The organism is Pseudomonas extremorientalis (assembly GCF_024584605.1).
Lineage (GTDB): Bacteria > Pseudomonadota > Gammaproteobacteria > Pseudomonadales > Pseudomonadaceae > Aquipseudomonas > Aquipseudomonas extremorientalis.
Genome location: NZ_CP089519.1, coordinates 6,123,731 through 6,139,411, shown reverse-complemented (window position 1 = coordinate 6,139,411; position 15,681 = coordinate 6,123,731). Strand labels below are relative to the sequence as shown.

General features: G+C 61.2%; 16 protein-coding genes. 10 read left to right on the top strand and 6 right to left on the bottom strand.

Annotation, left to right across the window (positions count from 1 at the left end):
* The first annotated feature begins 10 nt into the window (after window positions 1-10).
* Complete coding sequence (rnk, locus tag LUU92_RS27950; RefSeq protein ID WP_058424215.1) at window positions 11-424, top strand: nucleoside diphosphate kinase regulator; 414 nt, start codon at window positions 11-13, stop codon at window positions 422-424.
* Here rnk and LUU92_RS27945 read toward each other — a convergent pair.
* From LUU92_RS27945 to LUU92_RS27935, 3 genes are all read right to left on the bottom strand, one after another.
* Complete coding sequence (locus tag LUU92_RS27945; RefSeq protein WP_071488044.1) at window positions 421-3,261, bottom strand: class I adenylate cyclase; 2,841 nt, start codon at window positions 3,259-3,261, stop codon at window positions 421-423. The genes rnk and LUU92_RS27945 overlap by 4 nt on opposite strands.
* A 168-nt stretch (window positions 3,262-3,429) precedes the next feature.
* Window positions 3,430-3,684, bottom strand: coding sequence for a TIGR02647 family protein (locus tag LUU92_RS27940; RefSeq protein WP_010207442.1), 255 nt, complete (start codon window positions 3,682-3,684; stop codon window positions 3,430-3,432).
* Between the two features lie 96 nt (window positions 3,685-3,780).
* The gene (locus LUU92_RS27935) at window positions 3,781-4,065 is read right to left on the bottom strand and encodes a hypothetical protein (RefSeq protein ID WP_058424213.1); all 285 of its coding nucleotides are present in this window, start codon (window positions 4,063-4,065) and stop codon (window positions 3,781-3,783) included.
* Between the two features lie 126 nt (window positions 4,066-4,191).
* Between LUU92_RS27935 and LUU92_RS27930 the strand changes: the two genes are divergently transcribed.
* Window positions 4,192-4,851 (top strand): glutathione S-transferase family protein, encoded by a 660-nt coding sequence (locus LUU92_RS27930; RefSeq protein ID WP_071488043.1) that lies wholly within the window; start codon window positions 4,192-4,194, stop codon window positions 4,849-4,851.
* A 27-nt stretch (window positions 4,852-4,878) separates the two neighbouring features.
* Here LUU92_RS27930 and argH read toward each other — a convergent pair whose 3' ends face one another.
* Window positions 4,879-6,273, bottom strand: a complete 1,395-nt coding sequence (gene argH / locus LUU92_RS27925) for an argininosuccinate lyase (RefSeq protein WP_071488042.1) — start codon at window positions 6,271-6,273, stop codon at window positions 4,879-4,881.
* 505 nt (window positions 6,274-6,778) lie between these two features.
* Here argH and LUU92_RS27920 point away from each other — a divergent pair.
* The 7 genes from LUU92_RS27920 (at window position 6,779) to LUU92_RS27890 (ending at window position 13,165) form a co-directional block, all read left to right on the top strand.
* Entirely contained in the window at window positions 6,779-7,525 is a 747-nt protein-coding gene (locus LUU92_RS27920; RefSeq protein ID WP_071488041.1) for a LytR/AlgR family response regulator transcription factor, read from the top strand.
* Window positions 7,526-7,663: 138 nt separating this feature from the next.
* Window positions 7,664-8,605 carry a hydroxymethylbilane synthase gene (gene hemC / locus LUU92_RS27915; protein ID WP_071488040.1) on the top strand — a complete coding sequence of 314 codons (942 nt, stop codon included), beginning with the start codon at window positions 7,664-7,666 and terminating at the stop codon, window positions 8,603-8,605.
* A complete protein-coding gene (locus tag LUU92_RS27910; RefSeq protein ID WP_257102933.1) occupies window positions 8,602-9,360 on the top strand; it encodes a uroporphyrinogen-III synthase in 759 nt (252 codons plus the stop codon). The genes hemC and LUU92_RS27910 overlap by 4 nt, the downstream gene beginning before the upstream one ends.
* An 18-nt stretch (window positions 9,361-9,378) precedes the next feature.
* Complete coding sequence (locus LUU92_RS27905; protein ID WP_071488038.1) at window positions 9,379-10,491, top strand: uroporphyrinogen-III C-methyltransferase; 1,113 nt, start codon at window positions 9,379-9,381, stop codon at window positions 10,489-10,491.
* 5 nt (window positions 10,492-10,496) lie between these two features.
* The gene (locus tag LUU92_RS27900) at window positions 10,497-11,738 is read left to right on the top strand and encodes a heme biosynthesis protein HemY (protein WP_093120459.1); all 1,242 of its coding nucleotides are present in this window, start codon (window positions 10,497-10,499) and stop codon (window positions 11,736-11,738) included.
* A gap of 236 nt (window positions 11,739-11,974) precedes the next feature.
* The gene (locus LUU92_RS27895) at window positions 11,975-12,496 is read left to right on the top strand and encodes a disulfide bond formation protein B (RefSeq protein WP_257102932.1); all 522 of its coding nucleotides are present in this window, start codon (window positions 11,975-11,977) and stop codon (window positions 12,494-12,496) included.
* Between the two features lie 210 nt (window positions 12,497-12,706).
* A complete protein-coding gene (locus LUU92_RS27890) occupies window positions 12,707-13,165 on the top strand; it encodes an Rsd/AlgQ family anti-sigma factor (RefSeq protein WP_058424204.1) in 459 nt (152 codons plus the stop codon).
* A 56-nt stretch (window positions 13,166-13,221) separates the two neighbouring features.
* Here LUU92_RS27890 and LUU92_RS27885 read toward each other — a convergent pair whose 3' ends face one another.
* A complete protein-coding gene (locus LUU92_RS27885) occupies window positions 13,222-13,899 on the bottom strand; it encodes an FKBP-type peptidyl-prolyl cis-trans isomerase (protein ID WP_257102931.1) in 678 nt (225 codons plus the stop codon).
* Window positions 13,900-14,091: 192 nt separating this feature from the next.
* On the opposite strand from LUU92_RS27885, the gene LUU92_RS27880 reads away from it, so the two are divergent.
* Window positions 14,092-15,198 carry an AlgP family protein gene (locus LUU92_RS27880; protein WP_257102930.1) on the top strand — a complete coding sequence of 369 codons (1,107 nt, stop codon included), beginning with the start codon at window positions 14,092-14,094 and terminating at the stop codon, window positions 15,196-15,198.
* Here LUU92_RS27880 and LUU92_RS27875 read toward each other — a convergent pair.
* Window positions 15,195-15,662 (bottom strand): TIGR02444 family protein, encoded by a 468-nt coding sequence (locus LUU92_RS27875; protein WP_071490479.1) that lies wholly within the window; start codon window positions 15,660-15,662, stop codon window positions 15,195-15,197. The two genes, LUU92_RS27880 and LUU92_RS27875, sit on opposite strands and share 4 nt — an antisense overlap.
* Window positions 15,663-15,681 lie beyond the last annotated feature (19 nt).

The following is a 15,681-nucleotide window of genomic DNA, read 5'->3' as shown; positions in this document are numbered from 1 at the left end:
TGCCTGAATCATGACCACCGCACCGTCCATCATCCTCACCCGTCTTGACGTGCAGCGTCTGGAGCAACTGATCGACCGCCTGGGCGACGAATCTCCCGGCGTCGAAGCGTTGCAAGCCGAACTCGACCGCGCCGAAGAAGTGGTTGGCCACGATGAAGTGCCTGCGGGTGTCGTGACCATGAACTCCAGCGTGCATTGCCGTGAGCAAGGCAGCGGCAAGGACTACCACCTGACCCTGGTCTACCCGAAAGATGCCAATGCCGATGAAGGCAAGATCTCGATCCTGGCACCGGTAGGCAGTGCTTTGCTTGGCCTGCAGGTTGGCCAGCATATCGACTGGCCGGCCCCTGGCGGCAAGACGCTCAAGCTGGAATTGCTCAGTGTTGAAGGCCAGCCCAAGGATGGCGGTGCCTTCCCTCTTTAAATCCGGCTCAGCGCTTCGTTGAGCGACAGTTCCAGCTCGGCCTTGTAGCGCAGGTACAGGTTGCTGGGGCTTTGCACATCACCGAGCAGGCCGGACAGGTCCAAGTCGGTGATGTAGCAGCGGTAACGTTCGGGCTCCCGGCGTTGCCCGACGATTTCCTGGGCGACCACTGCAAACAGCTGGTCGCCAAATTCCAGCTCGGAAAACTCCCGCTGATTGCAGTACAGGGTGATCCCCACCTGGCCCGGCGCTGCCTTGCCGATAATCGCCTGCACGTCATAGAACGGTTTATTCGCCGGGTTCGACGGCGCAGGGCGAGGCTCGATGCCGCGCGCGCGACCGCTGCCCGACGGCAACAGTTGGTAATACAAGGTTTGCACTGCGCCCAGTGGCTCATGCGGGTCCAGCGGTGACAGCGCGTCGCGGCGATAAATGATCGACTGCAAAAAGCGCTGCAACGGCGCCAGCAGGCTCTGTTCGTCATGGAACGGCAAGCGCTGCTGCCACAGCGCGTTGAACTCATCCAGCACATACAACTCGGCGAAGCCTTCGTTGACTCGGTAGAACACCTGCACGCAATCGGCCAGCCCCATCGGCAGCAGCAGCGCCAGGTCGTGGTCTTCCAGGGCCATGGCGTCCAGATGCAGCGGGCTGTAGCGGGCCAGTTCTTCGCTGAGGTAGGCGATAAGCGCGTCCTGGGTGGGCAGTGACACGTGGGTCGCCTGGCCCGGTATCAGCTCCATCACGTGATAGTGCTGCTGTACCTGGAGCAGGTAACGGTGATTGCCCTGACCGAGCAGCAGGTTCTGGGCGGTGTCGAAGATTTCTTCCACGCGCTGGGCAATGAACTGCGCGCGGTTGTGACAGAAGCAGCGCACCCGCAGCCGTGGCAGATGGTCCGCCGGCAATTGATTGAGGTAGTCGCGCAGGCAGTCGAGCAGGGCGTGAGGGCCGTCGTAGCGGCTGACCATCACCTCGTTCCAGCTGTTGAGCGTGACCTGGTCCAGGGTCAGCACCAGGTTGTCGCGCACACCGGCATAACTCAGGGAGTCGGTGCGTTCGGTGGTCATCAGGATGTTCAGGTCGCGGTGGTGCTTGAGCGGGTCGACGCCGACGTTGATCAGCAGCAGGACTTCCTCAGGCACCGCCGAGCGCAGCAGGCGCTCTTCATCGACGCTGGCCAGGGGCAGGGCGACGCTCTGTTGCAGGCTGCCCAGCAGGTTGAACAGCTCGAACTCAGTCATGTCGCTGGTGCCGGGGTGCAGGGCCAGGCGGGTGCTGCTGTCGATCACACCGTTGCGATGGCACCAGGTGAGCATCTCCAGCAGGTCGCGGCTGCGCTTGATCGGCGCGAAGTGCTCCCATTCCAGGGCCGTGAGGTTGCCGTTGTACAGGCCCCAGTGGTGTTGGCCCGGCTCCTTGCGGTTGGGCGATTGCACCAGGGTCAGGGTGTCTTCGGCCAGATCCGGGGCGATGCCGGGGTTGATGAACTCGACTTTGCCGGCCTTGCGTTCAAAGGCGGCATACAGGCGCCGGCCCAATACGTTGAGGTCGCGTTTGTTGATCAGGCTGACGGTCTGTTCGGTGCGAGCGAACTGGGTCAGGAAGCGATAGCTGTAATTGAGCTCGTTGACCAGTGCGCGGCGCTCGGAGGCGACCTGGCGTACTTTCCACTGGCTGCGACTGTCCAGCAGTGTCAGTTGGCGCTGGTCCCAGCCCCATTCATGGGCCAGGCGCTCCAGCAGCAGGCGTTGCCAGCTGGTGCTGCGCTGGCCGGCGCTGAGCTTGCGGTTGACCTTGAGGTACAGCGAACGCCGCACCAGCTCCAGGCGTTCTGGCTCGTTGCGGGCCTTGAGGTATTCCTCGATGCGGCGGTAGACCACGATGTAGGGGTCCAGCTCGTCCAGGTCCATCTGGTTGGCGAATACCGCGCGCTTGAAGCGCAGGCTCAGGCAGTGCACGTTCGGGTGTTCGCTGGCATAGACCTCGGTCAGCAGCAGCTTGAGCACCGACTTGTAGGGCGACTCGATGCCCTTGAACAGCTGCCACAACCCGGCGCCGATGAATTCGCCCGGAGGGATGCGCGCCAGGTGGCCAAGGTCCAGGGTTTCGTCGGCACGGATAAAGCGCTTGGAAATCAGCGTGTGGGTGAACTCGGCATAACGAGTCTCTTCATACACCGGCACCAGCCACCAGATCGGTGTACGCCCGGCCAGCCAGATGGCGGTGCGGTAGAACTCGTCCAGCAACAGGTAATGCTGGGTGGTGCCGCAATCGTCGGAACTCAGTTGCGTGTCGCGCTCACCGAGCACAAAGCGTGTCGGCTCGATCAGGAAGAAGTGCGCCTCGGCACCCATGGTCAGGGCCCAGGCTTCCAGCAGTTGGCATTTCTTGCGCAGTTCGGCCAGTTCCACCTCGCTCAGGTCGGCGGCGTGACACACCCACACATCCATATCGCTCTGGTCGGCCTGGGCCAGCGTCCCAAGGCTGCCCATTAGAAACAGGCCGTGAATCGGTCGCGGTGGGTTGCCGTGGCGTGGCTTGTAGGAGAACGAGCGGGTCAGGCGCTGGGCTTCGGTCAGTGCCTGGGCGTCGGGTTCGAAATTCGACAGGCCGGCCGGTGTACTGCCCGATACATAGCCGGGCAGCAACGGGTGATTGACGTGGAAGAACAGCGGCAACAAGGTCAGCACGCTTTGCTGACGCGGCGTCAGCCCTTCGACAGCCCGGGCCATGCGCCCTTCGTTGAGGGCCATGAAACGCGCGCGCAATTGGGCCAGCACCTTACGGTCGATGCCTTCGTCCAGGTCGGGGCGGATCTCATGGGTGCGGGTCATGTCGAAGTCGGTGGCTCGCAGAGCCCGACGTGGGCGGCCATGTAGGAGTTTACAGTCAGTAGCGTAGGAGGTTTAGAGGGAAATGGATTTTGACGTCAGAATTTTCGCACCTCCAAAGCAATGCCCCCGGAATCCGCCAGTAGCGGACTCCATGGGCGATGTAGGGTATCAGGCAGCTTCTTTGGTAGTGGCAGTGGTCAGGATGGTCAGCAGGGTCTGGGCTTGTTCGGCAGCGTCCCGGCCAAGGCTGGTCAGGTAGCCCCCGTCCGGTTGGTCGATAAGTCCTTTCGCGTGCAGGCGCTTGGCAGCAGCGATGGCAGTGGGCGCGGCGGTCTGGTGAACTTTCAGACCTTCCTTGGTGCTGTCCAATGGGAAGAGTACAAGGATTTCCAGTTCGGCAACCAACTCAGGGGTATACGACATAAGGACTCCAGACTTTCTAAGAATTTATTAGAGGCTAGCAGGCCATAAGGTGAACGCACTTTGCCGAACTGTCCAGCGTGTTGCAGCGCCCCTGGATTATTGCTTTTCCGGGGGCAGTTCCGGCAGGGCGCGCAGTGCAGTTTCATACCATTCGGTATTGAACGCACGGTCCTCTTCCAATAGCGCATCAATCTCGACAGCCAGCACGTGGGCCATCAGTTGCAGGATCTCTTCACGCTCATAACCCACCAGTGTCAGCTTGTTGAACGTGGCTTTGGCCGCCGGCGGGTTTTCGCTTTCAATCTGGTTCTCGATCGCTTCGATCAGGGTGTTTTCGGCGAATTCTTCTTCGTCGTTGTCGATATCGGTCGGCTCGCTCATGGCTGGCTCCTCAAGGAAAGGGCGTCAGTCTACCCCCATTCAGGCGGGTGATGCTGCTGGCAAGGCCGGGCCCTGAGGGCTATAACCCCTGCAGCCAACCCCATTCCCGGCCTGGAGGCACCTGCAATGCTCAAGCTCTACGGATTCTCGGTCAGCAACTACTACAACATGGTCAAGCTGGCGCTGCTGGAGAAAGGACTGTCGTTCGAAGAGGTGCCCTTTTTCTCTGGGCAGACCCCCCATGTCTTTGCGGTGAGCCCACGTGGCAAGGTGCCGGCCCTCGGCGTCAAGCAGGGGTTTATCAACGAAACCAGTGTGATCCTCGAATACATCGAACAGACCCAGGAAGGACCTTCGCTGTTGCCCGCCGAGCCGTTCCAGCGAGCCCAGGTGCTGGCGCTGTGCAGGGAGATCGAGTTGTACATCGAACTGCCGGCCCGCGCGTGTTACGCCGAAGCGTTTATGGGCATGCCGGTGCCGGAGGCGATCAAGGAGAAGTCCAGGTCCGAGCTGTTACTGGGGGTCGGTGCGCTGGGCAGGCACGGCAAGTTCGCGCCGTATGTGGCGGGGGAGAGCTTCACGATTGCGGATTTGTACTTCATGTACAGCGTGAACCTCGCCTGCGCGGTGGGCGAAAAACTGTTCGGCCTGGATTTGCTGGCTGAAATGCCGGCGGCCAAGGCGTTGCTGGACATGTTGCATGCGATGCCCAACGCTCAGAAAGTGGCGGAGGACAGGGAGGCGGCGATGCCTGCGTTCAGGGCCATGATTGCGGCCAAGAAATAACCCAGGCTGCACCGCACTCCCACCTGTTTAGCGGCTTGCGAGCAGGGCCTGGCCGCGTACCACTGCGGCTTTTACCTGCGCCGGGGCGGTCCCGCCCACGTGGTTGCGGGCATTCACCGAACCTTCCAGGGTCAGCACGGCAAACACGTCCTGTTCGATCTGGTCGCTGAACTGGCGCAGTTCTTCCAGGCTCATTTCCGCCAGGTCCTTGCCGGTGTCCACGCCGTACTTCACCGCATGGCCGACGATTTCGTGGCAATCGCGGAACGGCAGGCCACGGCGCACCAGGTAGTCGGCCAGGTCGGTCGCCGTGGAGAACCCGCGCAGCGCCGCTTCACGCATGATCGCGTGCTTGGGCTTGATCGCCGGGATCATGTCGGCAAACGCACGCAGCGAGTCGCGCAGGGTGTCGGCGGCGTCGAACAGCGGCTCCTTGTCTTCCTGGTTGTCCTTGTTGTAGGCCAGGGGTTGGCCTTTCATCAGGGTCAGCAGGCCCATCAAGGCGCCGAACACGCGGCCGCTCTTGCCACGCACCAGTTCGGGCACGTCGGGGTTTTTCTTTTGCGGCATGATCGAGCTGCCGGTGCAGAAGCGGTCCGGCAGGTCGATGAACTGGAATTGCGCGCTGGTCCACAGCACCAGCTCTTCGGAGAAGCGCGACAGGTGCATCATCGCAATACTGGCGGCGGCACAGAATTCGATGGCGAAGTCACGGTCCGACACGCCGTCCAGCGAGTTGCCGCCAACAGCGTCGAAGCCCAGCAATTGTGCGGTGTACTCGCGGTCGATCGGGTAAGTGGTGCCGGCCAGAGCGGCGCTGCCCAGAGGCATGCGGTTGGCACGCTTGCGGCAGTCCACCAGGCGCTCGTAGTCGCGGCTGAGCATTTCGAACCAGGCCAGCAAGTGGTGGCCGAAGGTCACCGGTTGCGCGGTCTGCAGGTGAGTGAAGCCCGGCATGATGGTGTCCGATTCACGCTCGGCCTGCTCCAGCAAACCTTTCTGCAGGCGGGTGATTTCGGACAGGATCAGGTCGATCTCGTCACGCAGCCACAGGCGGATATCGGTGGCCACCTGGTCGTTGCGGCTACGGCCGGTGTGCAGCTTCTTGCCAGTCACACCGATGCGGTCGGTAAGGCGGGCCTCGATGTTCATGTGCACGTCTTCCAGGTCGACGCGCCAGTCGAACGTGCCGGCTTCGATCTCGCCACGGATGGTGGTCAGGCCGTCGATGATGCTATCGCGCTCGGCATCGGTCAGCACGCCGACCTTGGCCAGCATCGTCGCGTGGGCGATGGAGCCCATGATGTCGTGGCGGTACAGGCGCTGGTCGAAGGTGACGGAGGCGGTGAAGCGGGCGACGAAGGCGTCGACGGGTTCACTGAAGCGGCCGCCCCAGGACTGGTTGGTCTTGTCGGTGCTCATGGATTCGCTCGTGATCTGCTTAATAAAGAGGCATGGAAGTGTGCCGGCGATAATAACAGGGTTGCCCGTGGACGCGGTGCTGCGGGTCGTCGGCATTTTTATTTGTGCAAAGGATGGCTAAGTGCCTTGCCGTCGACCGCGTCCAGGACGAGACTGAGGAAAGGGGCTTATTGAAACGATATTTGACGATTGAGCAATGTCGTCTCGGCGAGCGTCTACAGTTGGACTGATAGTGTGTGAATGCACCAAAGTCGGGTAATGCGGTCAGAGCCCAGACTATCCATTAAAAAAGGGGGGTATTCGGATTGTGTATCAGCAAACCCTACGACGATGCCCGAAGGCAGCAGGTCTTGGGCGCTATTGAACAGGTCCGGGTAAATATGGGTGCCACTCTCAGGGCACTTTTTGCCGCTCGCGCTAGTCTTAGCGTGGATCGCTGTGACGCAAGTCACCGCACCTGTCTACGCTATCCTTGTGCGAGACTCACGCAGGAATCCAGCGCAATATGAATGTCCTGATCGTTGATGACGAACCCCAAGCCCGCGAGCGACTGAGCCGTCTGGTCAGTGAGCTCGAGGGTTATGCAGTATTAGAGCCGAGCGCCACCACGGGCGAAGAGGCGTTGACGCTGATCGACAGCCTCAAGCCGGATGTGGTGTTGCTCGATATCCGCATGCCGGGCCTCGATGGCTTGCAAGTGGCGGCCCGATTGAGCGAGCGAGAGTCGCCACCTGCCGTGGTGTTTTGCGCAACCGGTGAAGAGTTTTCCACGGAAACGCTGGAAGCCAGCGGTGTCAGCTTCCTCATCAAACCGGTGGTGGGCGACGCCTTGCTCAAGGCCCTCAAAAAGGCTGAGCGCCCAACCCGCGTCCAGCTTGCCGCCCTGACTCAGCCTGCCGCCCAAAGTGGTAACGGGCCACGCAGCCATATCAGCGCCCGTACCCGTAAAGGCATCGAACTTATCCCGCTGGGTGAAGTGGTCTATTTTATTGCCGATCACAAGTACGTGACGCTGCGTCACCAGGGCGGCGAAGTGCTGCTCGATGAGCCGCTCAAGGCGCTTGAGGATGAGTTCGGCGACCGCTTCGTGCGTATCCACCGCAACGCGCTGGTGGCCCGTGAGCGCATCGAACGTTTGCAGCGCACGCCCCTGGGGCATTTCCAGCTTTTCCTCAAAGGCCTTAACGGCGACGCGTTGATCGTCAGCAGACGGCATGTGGCCGGTGTGCGCAAGATGATGCAGCAGCTTTAGCCCAAGGGTTGTAGCGAGGCCTGCATTCCATATCCCGGTGCGAGGTGGCCAGGGAGGCCCCGCACTTGCTGATTCAAATCAAAGCGTATTTGCCTGAGCTGTTATTATCTGCCGTATCTATTCAGTACGGATTGATCCATGTCCTCTCGCGAAATCCGCATCGCCACCCGTAAAAGCGCCCTGGCCTTGTGGCAGGCCGAATACGTCAAAGCACGCCTTGAGCAGGCCCACCCTGGCCTCAAGGTGTCCCTGGTGCCCATGGTCAGTCGTGGCGACAAGCTGCTCGACTCGCCACTGTCGAAGATCGGCGGCAAGGGCTTGTTCGTCAAGGAACTGGAAACCGCGCTGCTGGAAAACGAAGCCGACATCGCCGTGCATTCGATGAAAGACGTACCCATGGACTTTCCAGAAGGCCTGGGCCTGTTTTGCATCTGTGAACGTGAAGACCCGCGTGACGCCTTCGTTTCCAATACTTATGCATCGTTGGATGAGTTGCCTTTGGGCAGCATCGTCGGTACGTCGAGCCTGCGTCGCCAGGCGCAGTTGCTGACTCGTCGTCCGGACCTGCAGATCCGCTTCCTGCGTGGCAACGTCAACACCCGCCTGGCGAAGCTGGATGCCGGTGAATATGACGCGATCATCCTCGCCGCCGCCGGCCTGATCCGTCTCGGTTTTGAAGACCGCATCACCTCGGCCATCAGCGTCGAGGACAGCCTGCCCGCCGGTGGGCAAGGCGCCGTTGGCATCGAATGCCGTACCGCCGACCGAGAAATCCACGCCCTGCTCAAACCTCTTGATCACCAGGATACCGAAGTGCGCGTCACGGCCGAGCGCGCCCTGAACAAGCACCTCAACGGTGGCTGCCAGGTGCCGATCGCCTGTTACGCCGTGCTCGAAGGTGAAAACCTGTGGTTGCGTGGCCTGGTGGGTGATCCGGAGGGTGGCACCCTGCTGACTGCCGAGGTCCGTGGCCCGCAACGTGATGCCACGGCCCTCGGTATCCAGGTGGCTGAAGCGCTGCTGGAGAAGGGCGCCGGTGCCATTCTGCAAAAAGTCTACGGCGAGGCCGGCCCGCAGTGACCGAATGGCGTGTGCTGCTGACGCGGCCTGCCGAGGAATCGATGGCCCTGGCGGCCACGTTGTCCGATGCGGGGGTTTTCAGCAGCAGCTTGCCGTTGCTGGATATTGAGCCGCTGCCGGTCACTCCTGAACAGCAGGCTGTCTTCCATGACCTGAGCCGCTACTGCGCGGTGATCGTAGTAAGCAAGCCGGCGGCGCGACTTGCGGTCGCGCAGCTGGATCGCGCATGGCCGCAGTTGCCATGGTTCAGTGTCGGCGCCGCCACCGCACAGGTATTGGCTGATCACGGCCTCACCGTTCACTATCCCCCCACTGGCGACGACAGCGAGGCCTTGCTTCAATTGTCTGCGTTGCGCGAGGCTATCGCACGCCCTGATGCCCAGGTCTTGATCCTGCGAGGCGAGGGGGGGCGTGAGCTGCTGGCGGAGCGTTTGCGTGAGCAAGGTGCTAGTGTCGACTATCTGGAGTTGTATCGCCGTTTCCTGCCGGCCTACGACGCCGGGGTACTGATGCAACGCATCCAGTTGGAACGCTTGAACGGCCTGGTGGTCAGCAGTGGGCAGGGTTTTCTACACCTGCAAGCCCTGGCCGGAGCCGATTGGCCGCAAGTGGCACAGCTACCGTTGTTCGTGCCGAGCCCGCGAGTCCATGAGATGGCGCGGGCCGCCGGTGCAGAAAAAGTTGTGGATTGTCGTGGTGCGAGTGCCGCGGCTTTGTTAGTGGCGATACGGAGCTATACCGTTCCCACTCTCTGAAACGCAAAGGACGGATACGTGAGCGAAACAGCCTTGCCTAAAGATGAAACCCAACCCGCACTTGATGCGCCGGTTGAGTCACCGGTCACCGCGCCGCGCCGTGGCAATGGCCTGGCAATCGTCGCCCTGCTGCTCGGCGCCGCCGGTGTTGCCGCGGGCGGTTGGGGGATCTGGCAGGTCCGCGCCCTGCAGGCCAGCAGCCAACAGCAGTTGGGCCAGGTGCAGACCCTCGATGACCAGTCCCAGTCCCTCAAGCAAAGCCAGCAACAACTGGCGGCGCGCGTGGCGCAGTTGCCGGGTGCGGATGAGCTTGAGGAGCGCCGTCGTTTGGTGGCCCAGTTGCAGGGCGACCAGCAACGTCTGAGCCAGCGCCTGGAAACCGTGCTGGGCGCCAGCCGCAAGGACTGGCGTCTGGCCGAGGCCGAACACTTGATTCGCCTGGCGAGCCTGCGTCTGTCTGCCCTGCAGGACATCAACAGTGCGCAGGCGCTGGTGCAGGGTGCCGACGAGATTCTTCGCGAACAAAGCGATCCCGGCTCCTACGCTGCACGCGAGCAATTGGCCAAGAGCCTAGCTGCGCTGCGTAGCACCGAGCAGCCGGACCGCACCGGGCTGTACCTGCAATTGGCGGCCTTGCGCGACCAGGTCGTGCAGTTGGCGGCCATCGCCCCCGAATACCAGTTGACCGAGCCGGCCTCCCAAGGCCGCCCGACCACGGACACCGAAAGCCGCTGGAGCCAATGGTGGGAGCAGATTTCCCGCTACTTCCGCATTGACTTCAACCCGGATGACAACATCCGCCCGCTGCTGGCCGGCCAAGGCTTGAACCAGGTGCGCCTGGCCCTGAGCCTGGCCCTGGAGCAAGCACAATGGGCCGCTCTCAATGGCGAGTCGGCAGTCTATAGCCGCTCCCTGGGAGAGGCGCGCAGCGTCTTGCAGGACAACTTCAACCAGGACAACCCACAGAGCAAGGCGATGCTGGCGCGTATTGCAGAGCTTGAGCCCAAGGCGGTGTCGGTGGTGACGCCGGACCTGGCTGCGAGCCTGGCGGCAGTGCAGGCGTACCTTGAGCGGCGTCATCTGTCTGCCGACGAAGCCAAGGCGGCGGCGACGCCGGCGAAGCAGGAGTAGAGCTGATGAAACGTTTCTATGTGGTCCTGGTGCTGGCGATTGCCATCGCGCTGGCGCTGGCGGTGGGCATTTCGAAACACACCGGTTACGTGCTGGTCACCTACCCGCACGTGCTGCATTACGAGTCAAGCCTGTGGGCGACCGTGGTGGCGGTGTTTGCCATCGGTTTGGCGATTTACCTGATCCGCGTGCTCCTGAACCTGGTCACCACTTCCGGTGGCGTGGTCAACCCGTGGTCGCGGCGCAACCGCAGCCGCCGCGTGCAGATCGCCATCGAACAAGGTCAGATGGACCTCGCCGAAGGCCGCTGGGCCAGCGCCGAGCGCCACCTGCACCGCGCTGCCGAAGCCGAGCGTCAGCCACTGCTGTACTACCTCGGCGCGGCCCGTGCTGCCAATGAGCAGGGGCGCTACGAAGAGTCCGATGGTTTGCTGGAGCGTGCCCTGGAGCGTCAGCCCCAGGCCGAGCTGGCGGTTGCCTTGAGTCATGCCCAACTGCAACTGGACCGTGGTGATACGGAGGGTGCGCTGACCACCTTGCAGGCGATGCACGAACGCCATCCCCATAACGCTCAGGTGCTGCGCCAATTGCAGCGCTTGCATCAGCAGCGGGGCGACTGGTCATCGGTGATCCGCCTGTTGCCGGAATTGCGCAAGGACAAAGTCCTGCCCGCCAGTGAACTGGCCGAGCTTGAGCGTCGTGCGTGGGGCGAGAACCTCAGCCTCGCAGCCCAACGTGAAGAACAGGGCGAGGCCGGCTTGCAGTCCCTTGAACGGGCTTGGCAACAACTGACATCCGCTCAGCGTCAGGAGCCGCAATTGGTCCTGGCCTATGCCGAGCAATTGCGTCAACTGGGCGCCGACGCCAAGGCTGAGGAAGCATTGCGCGGCGCCATCAAGCGTGGTTACGACAGCCACCTGATCCGGCTGTATGGTCTGTTGCGTGGCAGCGATCCGGCCCGGCAGCTGAAGTTTGCCGAAGGTTGGCTGAAGGATCATCCTGGCGATGCCAGCCTGCTGCTGACGTTGGGCCGTCTGTGCCTGCAAAACAGTTTGTGGGGCAAGGCGCGAGACTATCTGGAAAGCAGCCTGCAGGTGCAGCGTAACCCTGAGGCCTGCGCCGAGCTGGCGCGCTTGTTGGCCCAACTGGGTGACACCGAGCGCAGTAACCAATTGTTCCAGGAAGGGCTGGGGTTGCTGGATAACCGTTTGCTGGCTTCACCGTTACCCGTCCCGGCCCGGGTTTGAGGCAGGAAGACAGGCGAGGGTTGGCTCGGATATGTCTGGCAGCCAATCCCTCAGGACCTCAGAAAGCAGCTATCAGCGAGATTGTGGGCAAAGTCCGACGCTCTGTTGTCTAAAGTCTTCCATCTTCTGGCGGGATCTCCTTAACCTCTCGCAGAATCGTCTGCTCCAGCATGTATTGAAAGCGGTCAGGCCTTTCCTCTACCGTAGCGACCTATCTTTCGCGATGCGGATAAAGCATGTCTTTGGCCCCTTCACGCTCCTTGTATGTCCTTGCGTTCCTGGCGGGTGCGCTGACATTGGGCGCCTCGTTTTACCTCGAGTTCGGGGTCTCGTTGCGTCCTTGCTTCCTGTGCCAGATGCAGCGGGGTTTCCTGGCCGGTTTCACATTAGTCAATCTGGTCGCCGCCCTTCATAACCCCAAGCGCTCGGTTATCTGCCTGTATGGGCTGGCGAGCATGGGCTTCGCACTGCTGGGTGCCATTACCGCCGTACGCCAGGTACTGCTGCAAAACGCCGCACCGGGACAGTCGGCTGATTGCTGGCCCAGCCTGCATTACATGATCGAAAACCTGTCGTTTTGGCAGGCTCTGCAATTGACCGTCAAAGGCACCGTCGACTGCGTTGAGATCAACTGGACGCTGTTTGACTTGAGCCTGCCGGAGTGGAGCCTGCTGTTCTTCATTGGGATGTTGATATTGGGCGTCATGCAATTTTCACAGCTGTTTTTGAGCCAACGTTTGCGCCCGGTGAGGCGCTGATATCGGGTCGCAGTTTGTAGGACGGGATTAAACACTTGTATGAACTTTCTCTCCTGCGTACCTTGAAGCCATAGTCATGCGGGCATAATCTGGCCCGCACGTGTAGTTCAAACCGTTTGTCAGACGCGGCCTTGTCCGGCTGCTGCTTTATCCTTGAAGTGTTGCGCGGGCACCAGGCGGCAGCGCCCCTATTAGGGAAGAGAGATCATCATGCTGGAAAGTTGTCAGAATGCTCAGGAACGCTGGGGTGGGGTGCACAAGCTGATCGACAGCTGGTTGAAGGCACGTCACGAACTGGTTCGGGCCTTTGATGCTCTTGGCGCCAAGCCTGAAGCACTGGCCGAGAACCGTGAACCGTTGCAGGACTTTTGTGGTGTGTTGGTGGACTACGTGTCAGCCGGCCATTTCGGTGTCTATGAGCAACTGACCAAGGAGGCCGAGGCCTTCGACGATCAGCGTGGCCTGGATTTGGCGGAAACCATTTACCCGCGTATCGACGTCATCACTGAAAAGCTGCTCGAGTTCACCGACCTGTGTGATGCCGGTAACTGCGTGGCGGATAAATTCAAGGAATTGGGCGCGTTGCTTCACGAACGGTTCGAGCTGGAAGACTGCCTGATCGAAGTGCTGCACAACGCTCACAAGGAAGAGTCTGCTACCCAGGCTTGATCCGCGATAATAGCGGTACAAAAAACGGTGCGCATGGCGCACCGTTTTTTATTGCCTCAGTGTCGGGTACCGAGCAATTCGATCTCGAACACCAGGGGTGTATAGGGCGGGATCAATTCGCCGGCACCGTCGGCGCCATAGGCCTGGGACGATGGAATCACCAGGCGCCATTTGGCGCCCACCGGCATCTGTTGCAACGCGCTGCTCCAACCGCTGATCACACTGTCCAGGCGAAACCATTGAGGTTGCGCGCTCTGGTCGAACACTGTCCCATCGGGCAGCCGTCCCACGTACTTCACTTGAACCTGGTCGCTGGCCTTCGGCTTGTCGCCAGTGCCTGGGCTGAGCTCGGTAAGCAGGATTCCATCCGCCAACTCGCGCACACCCTTTGTGGCTTTTTCTTTGCTCAGGAATTGTTGTTCGGCCGCGAGTGCTTTTTCGCTTTGAGGTGCCTGCGCGTCAGCTTCGCTTTGTGCTTCGTGCTGGGCAAGAATCTGTTCGATGCGTGCGTTGTCCAGCGCCAGGGGCTTGCCTTGATAGGCTTGCTTGAGGCCCTCGACCAGCGCCTGGATCTGCAAGTCGGGAACCTCCTGGCGCAGGCGTTCGCCGAGGCTGGCGCCCAGGCTGTAGGCGAGGTCGTGCTGGTTCTGGTCGGTGTTTTTTACCGGCGATTGTTCGCTCGCATTGGCCACCGAAATCGCCAGGCCAAGCACAAGAAAAAGGTAACGCGACATGGGCATCCTCCCGCCGAAAGTGCGACGGATTATGCCAGTGTGGTGACGTAAAAAGTGCCGCGTATTTTCGTTATCTCGATAAGAATTTTCTCACGGTGCAACGCCAGGCAAACGATACTGTCAACATGCCCTAGCGGCGGTAAGAGCAGAGGGCTAGTATGAGCCGCACCCACGTCAGCCAGGAGGTAAACCATGTCGGCCAAACAGAAGCCTGTTAATACCCCGTTGCATTTACTCCAACAACTCTCGGGCAGCTTGCTCGAACATCTGGAAAGCGCCTGTTCCCAAGCGTTGGCCGATGCAGAAAAACTGCTCGCCAAGCTGGAAAAACAACGCGGTAAAGCGCAAGAAAAGCTGCACAAATCCCGTACCAAACTGCAAGACGCCGCTACTGCCGGCAAGGCCAAGGCACAAGCCAAAGCCAAAGACGCTGTCAAAGAACTTGAGGACCTGCTGGACGCCCTCAAGGATCGCCAAGCTGAAACCCGCGCCTACATTTCCCAACTGAAAAAAGATGCTCAGGAAAGCCTGAAACTGGCTCAGGGCGTAGGTCGTGTGAAGGAAGCCGTGGCTAAGGTGTTGGGTGCTCGTACCCCAGCTAAAGCTGTTGCAGCGAGCGCGGCGAAGAAGCCGGCGAGCAAAGCTGTTGCTGGCAAGGCACCCGCTAAAGCCGTAGCAAAACCTGCTGCTGCCAAGCCAGCTTCTAAAACCGCTGCTGCAAAACCAGCCGCCAAGCCAGCCGCTAAAACCGCTGCTGCAAAACCAGCCGCCAAGCCAGCCGCTAAAACCGCTGCTGCAAAACCAGCCGCCAAGCCAGCCGCTAAAACCGCTGCTGCAAAACCAGCCGCCAAGCCAGCCGCTAAAACCGCTGCTGCAAAACCAGCCGCCAAGCCAGCCGCTAAAACCGCTGCTGCGAAACCAGCCGCCAAGCCAGCCGCTAAAACCGCTGCTGCAAAACCAGCCGCCAAGCCAGCCGCTAAAACCGCTGCTGCAAAACCAGCCGCCAAGCCAGCCGCTAAAACCGCTGATGCAAAACCAGCTGCCAAGCCAGCCGCTAAAACCGCTGCTGCGAAACCAGCCGCCAAGCCAGCTGCTAAAACCGCTGCTGCGAAACCAGCCGCCAAGCCAGCTGCTAAAACCGCTGCTGCGAAACCAGCTGCCAAGCCAGCGGCCAAACCTGCTGCTGTCAAGCCAGCAACACCTGCTGCCGCCCCGGCTGCAGCCACCGCTCCAACTGCACCGGCCAGCAGCACGCCTGCCCCGGTAGCGCCAAGCACCACCCCAACCAGCGCTTCCTAAGTGCTGGTGGCCGCGACGCGCAGCTGCTGCAGCGCGTCGCGGTCAAGGTTGGCGGTATCCTCAGCCGCCAGTCCTTCCAACCATCGTTGCTGACCCTGCGCATCGCCTGTCGGCCATGTTTGTGCCAACGCTTCCAGGCGCTCCAGCAACTGCCGTTCGGCGTCCAGCTCCAGGGCCTTGACCCGTTCGCGTAAGCCCGCCAAATCCTGATCCTGCAGCGCCATGGCGCGCCATTGCATGCGCACCTGTCGTAACGGTTTGATTACGTGTGTCTGCCAAGACCCGGCGATCTGTTTCAGCGCCTGCATGCGCTCGGCGGTCGCTATCACCGCACGCTGCTCGAGCCACGCACCACACAGCAACAGGCACACGTCCGCACCTTGCTCCTGCAAGCGCAGGCAAGCGGCCTCGCACCCTGAGCGGGCGTAAGTCGAGAGGGCAAAGCTCCACAGGTCAGCGCACATATTCACACCCAAGCCAGCG

Bases quoted from the DNA above. Each gene is read 5' to 3' on its own strand.
- rnk (WP_058424215.1), top strand. From the start codon at position 11: ATGACCACCGCACCGTCCATCATCCTCACCCGTCTTGACGTGCAGCGT.
- LUU92_RS27945 (WP_071488044.1), bottom strand. From the start codon at position 3,261: ATGACCCGCACCCATGAGATCCGCCCCGACCTGGACGAAGGCATCGAC.
- LUU92_RS27940 (WP_010207442.1), bottom strand. From the start codon at position 3,684: ATGTCGTATACCCCTGAGTTGGTTGCCGAACTGGAAATCCTTGTACTC.
- LUU92_RS27935 (WP_058424213.1), bottom strand. From the start codon at position 4,065: ATGAGCGAGCCGACCGATATCGACAACGACGAAGAAGAATTCGCCGAA.
- LUU92_RS27930 (WP_071488043.1), top strand. From the start codon at position 4,192: ATGCTCAAGCTCTACGGATTCTCGGTCAGCAACTACTACAACATGGTC.
- argH (WP_071488042.1), bottom strand. From the start codon at position 6,273: ATGAGCACCGACAAGACCAACCAGTCCTGGGGCGGCCGCTTCAGTGAA.
- LUU92_RS27920 (WP_071488041.1), top strand. From the start codon at position 6,779: ATGAATGTCCTGATCGTTGATGACGAACCCCAAGCCCGCGAGCGACTG.
- hemC (WP_071488040.1), top strand. From the start codon at position 7,664: ATGTCCTCTCGCGAAATCCGCATCGCCACCCGTAAAAGCGCCCTGGCC.
- LUU92_RS27900 (WP_093120459.1), top strand. From the start codon at position 10,497: ATGAAACGTTTCTATGTGGTCCTGGTGCTGGCGATTGCCATCGCGCTG.
- LUU92_RS27895 (WP_257102932.1), top strand. From the start codon at position 11,975: ATGTCTTTGGCCCCTTCACGCTCCTTGTATGTCCTTGCGTTCCTGGCG.
- LUU92_RS27890 (WP_058424204.1), top strand. From the start codon at position 12,707: ATGCTGGAAAGTTGTCAGAATGCTCAGGAACGCTGGGGTGGGGTGCAC.
- LUU92_RS27885 (WP_257102931.1), bottom strand. From the start codon at position 13,899: ATGTCGCGTTACCTTTTTCTTGTGCTTGGCCTGGCGATTTCGGTGGCC.
- LUU92_RS27880 (WP_257102930.1), top strand. From the start codon at position 14,092: ATGTCGGCCAAACAGAAGCCTGTTAATACCCCGTTGCATTTACTCCAA.
- LUU92_RS27875 (WP_071490479.1), bottom strand. From the start codon at position 15,662: ATGTGCGCTGACCTGTGGAGCTTTGCCCTCTCGACTTACGCCCGCTCA.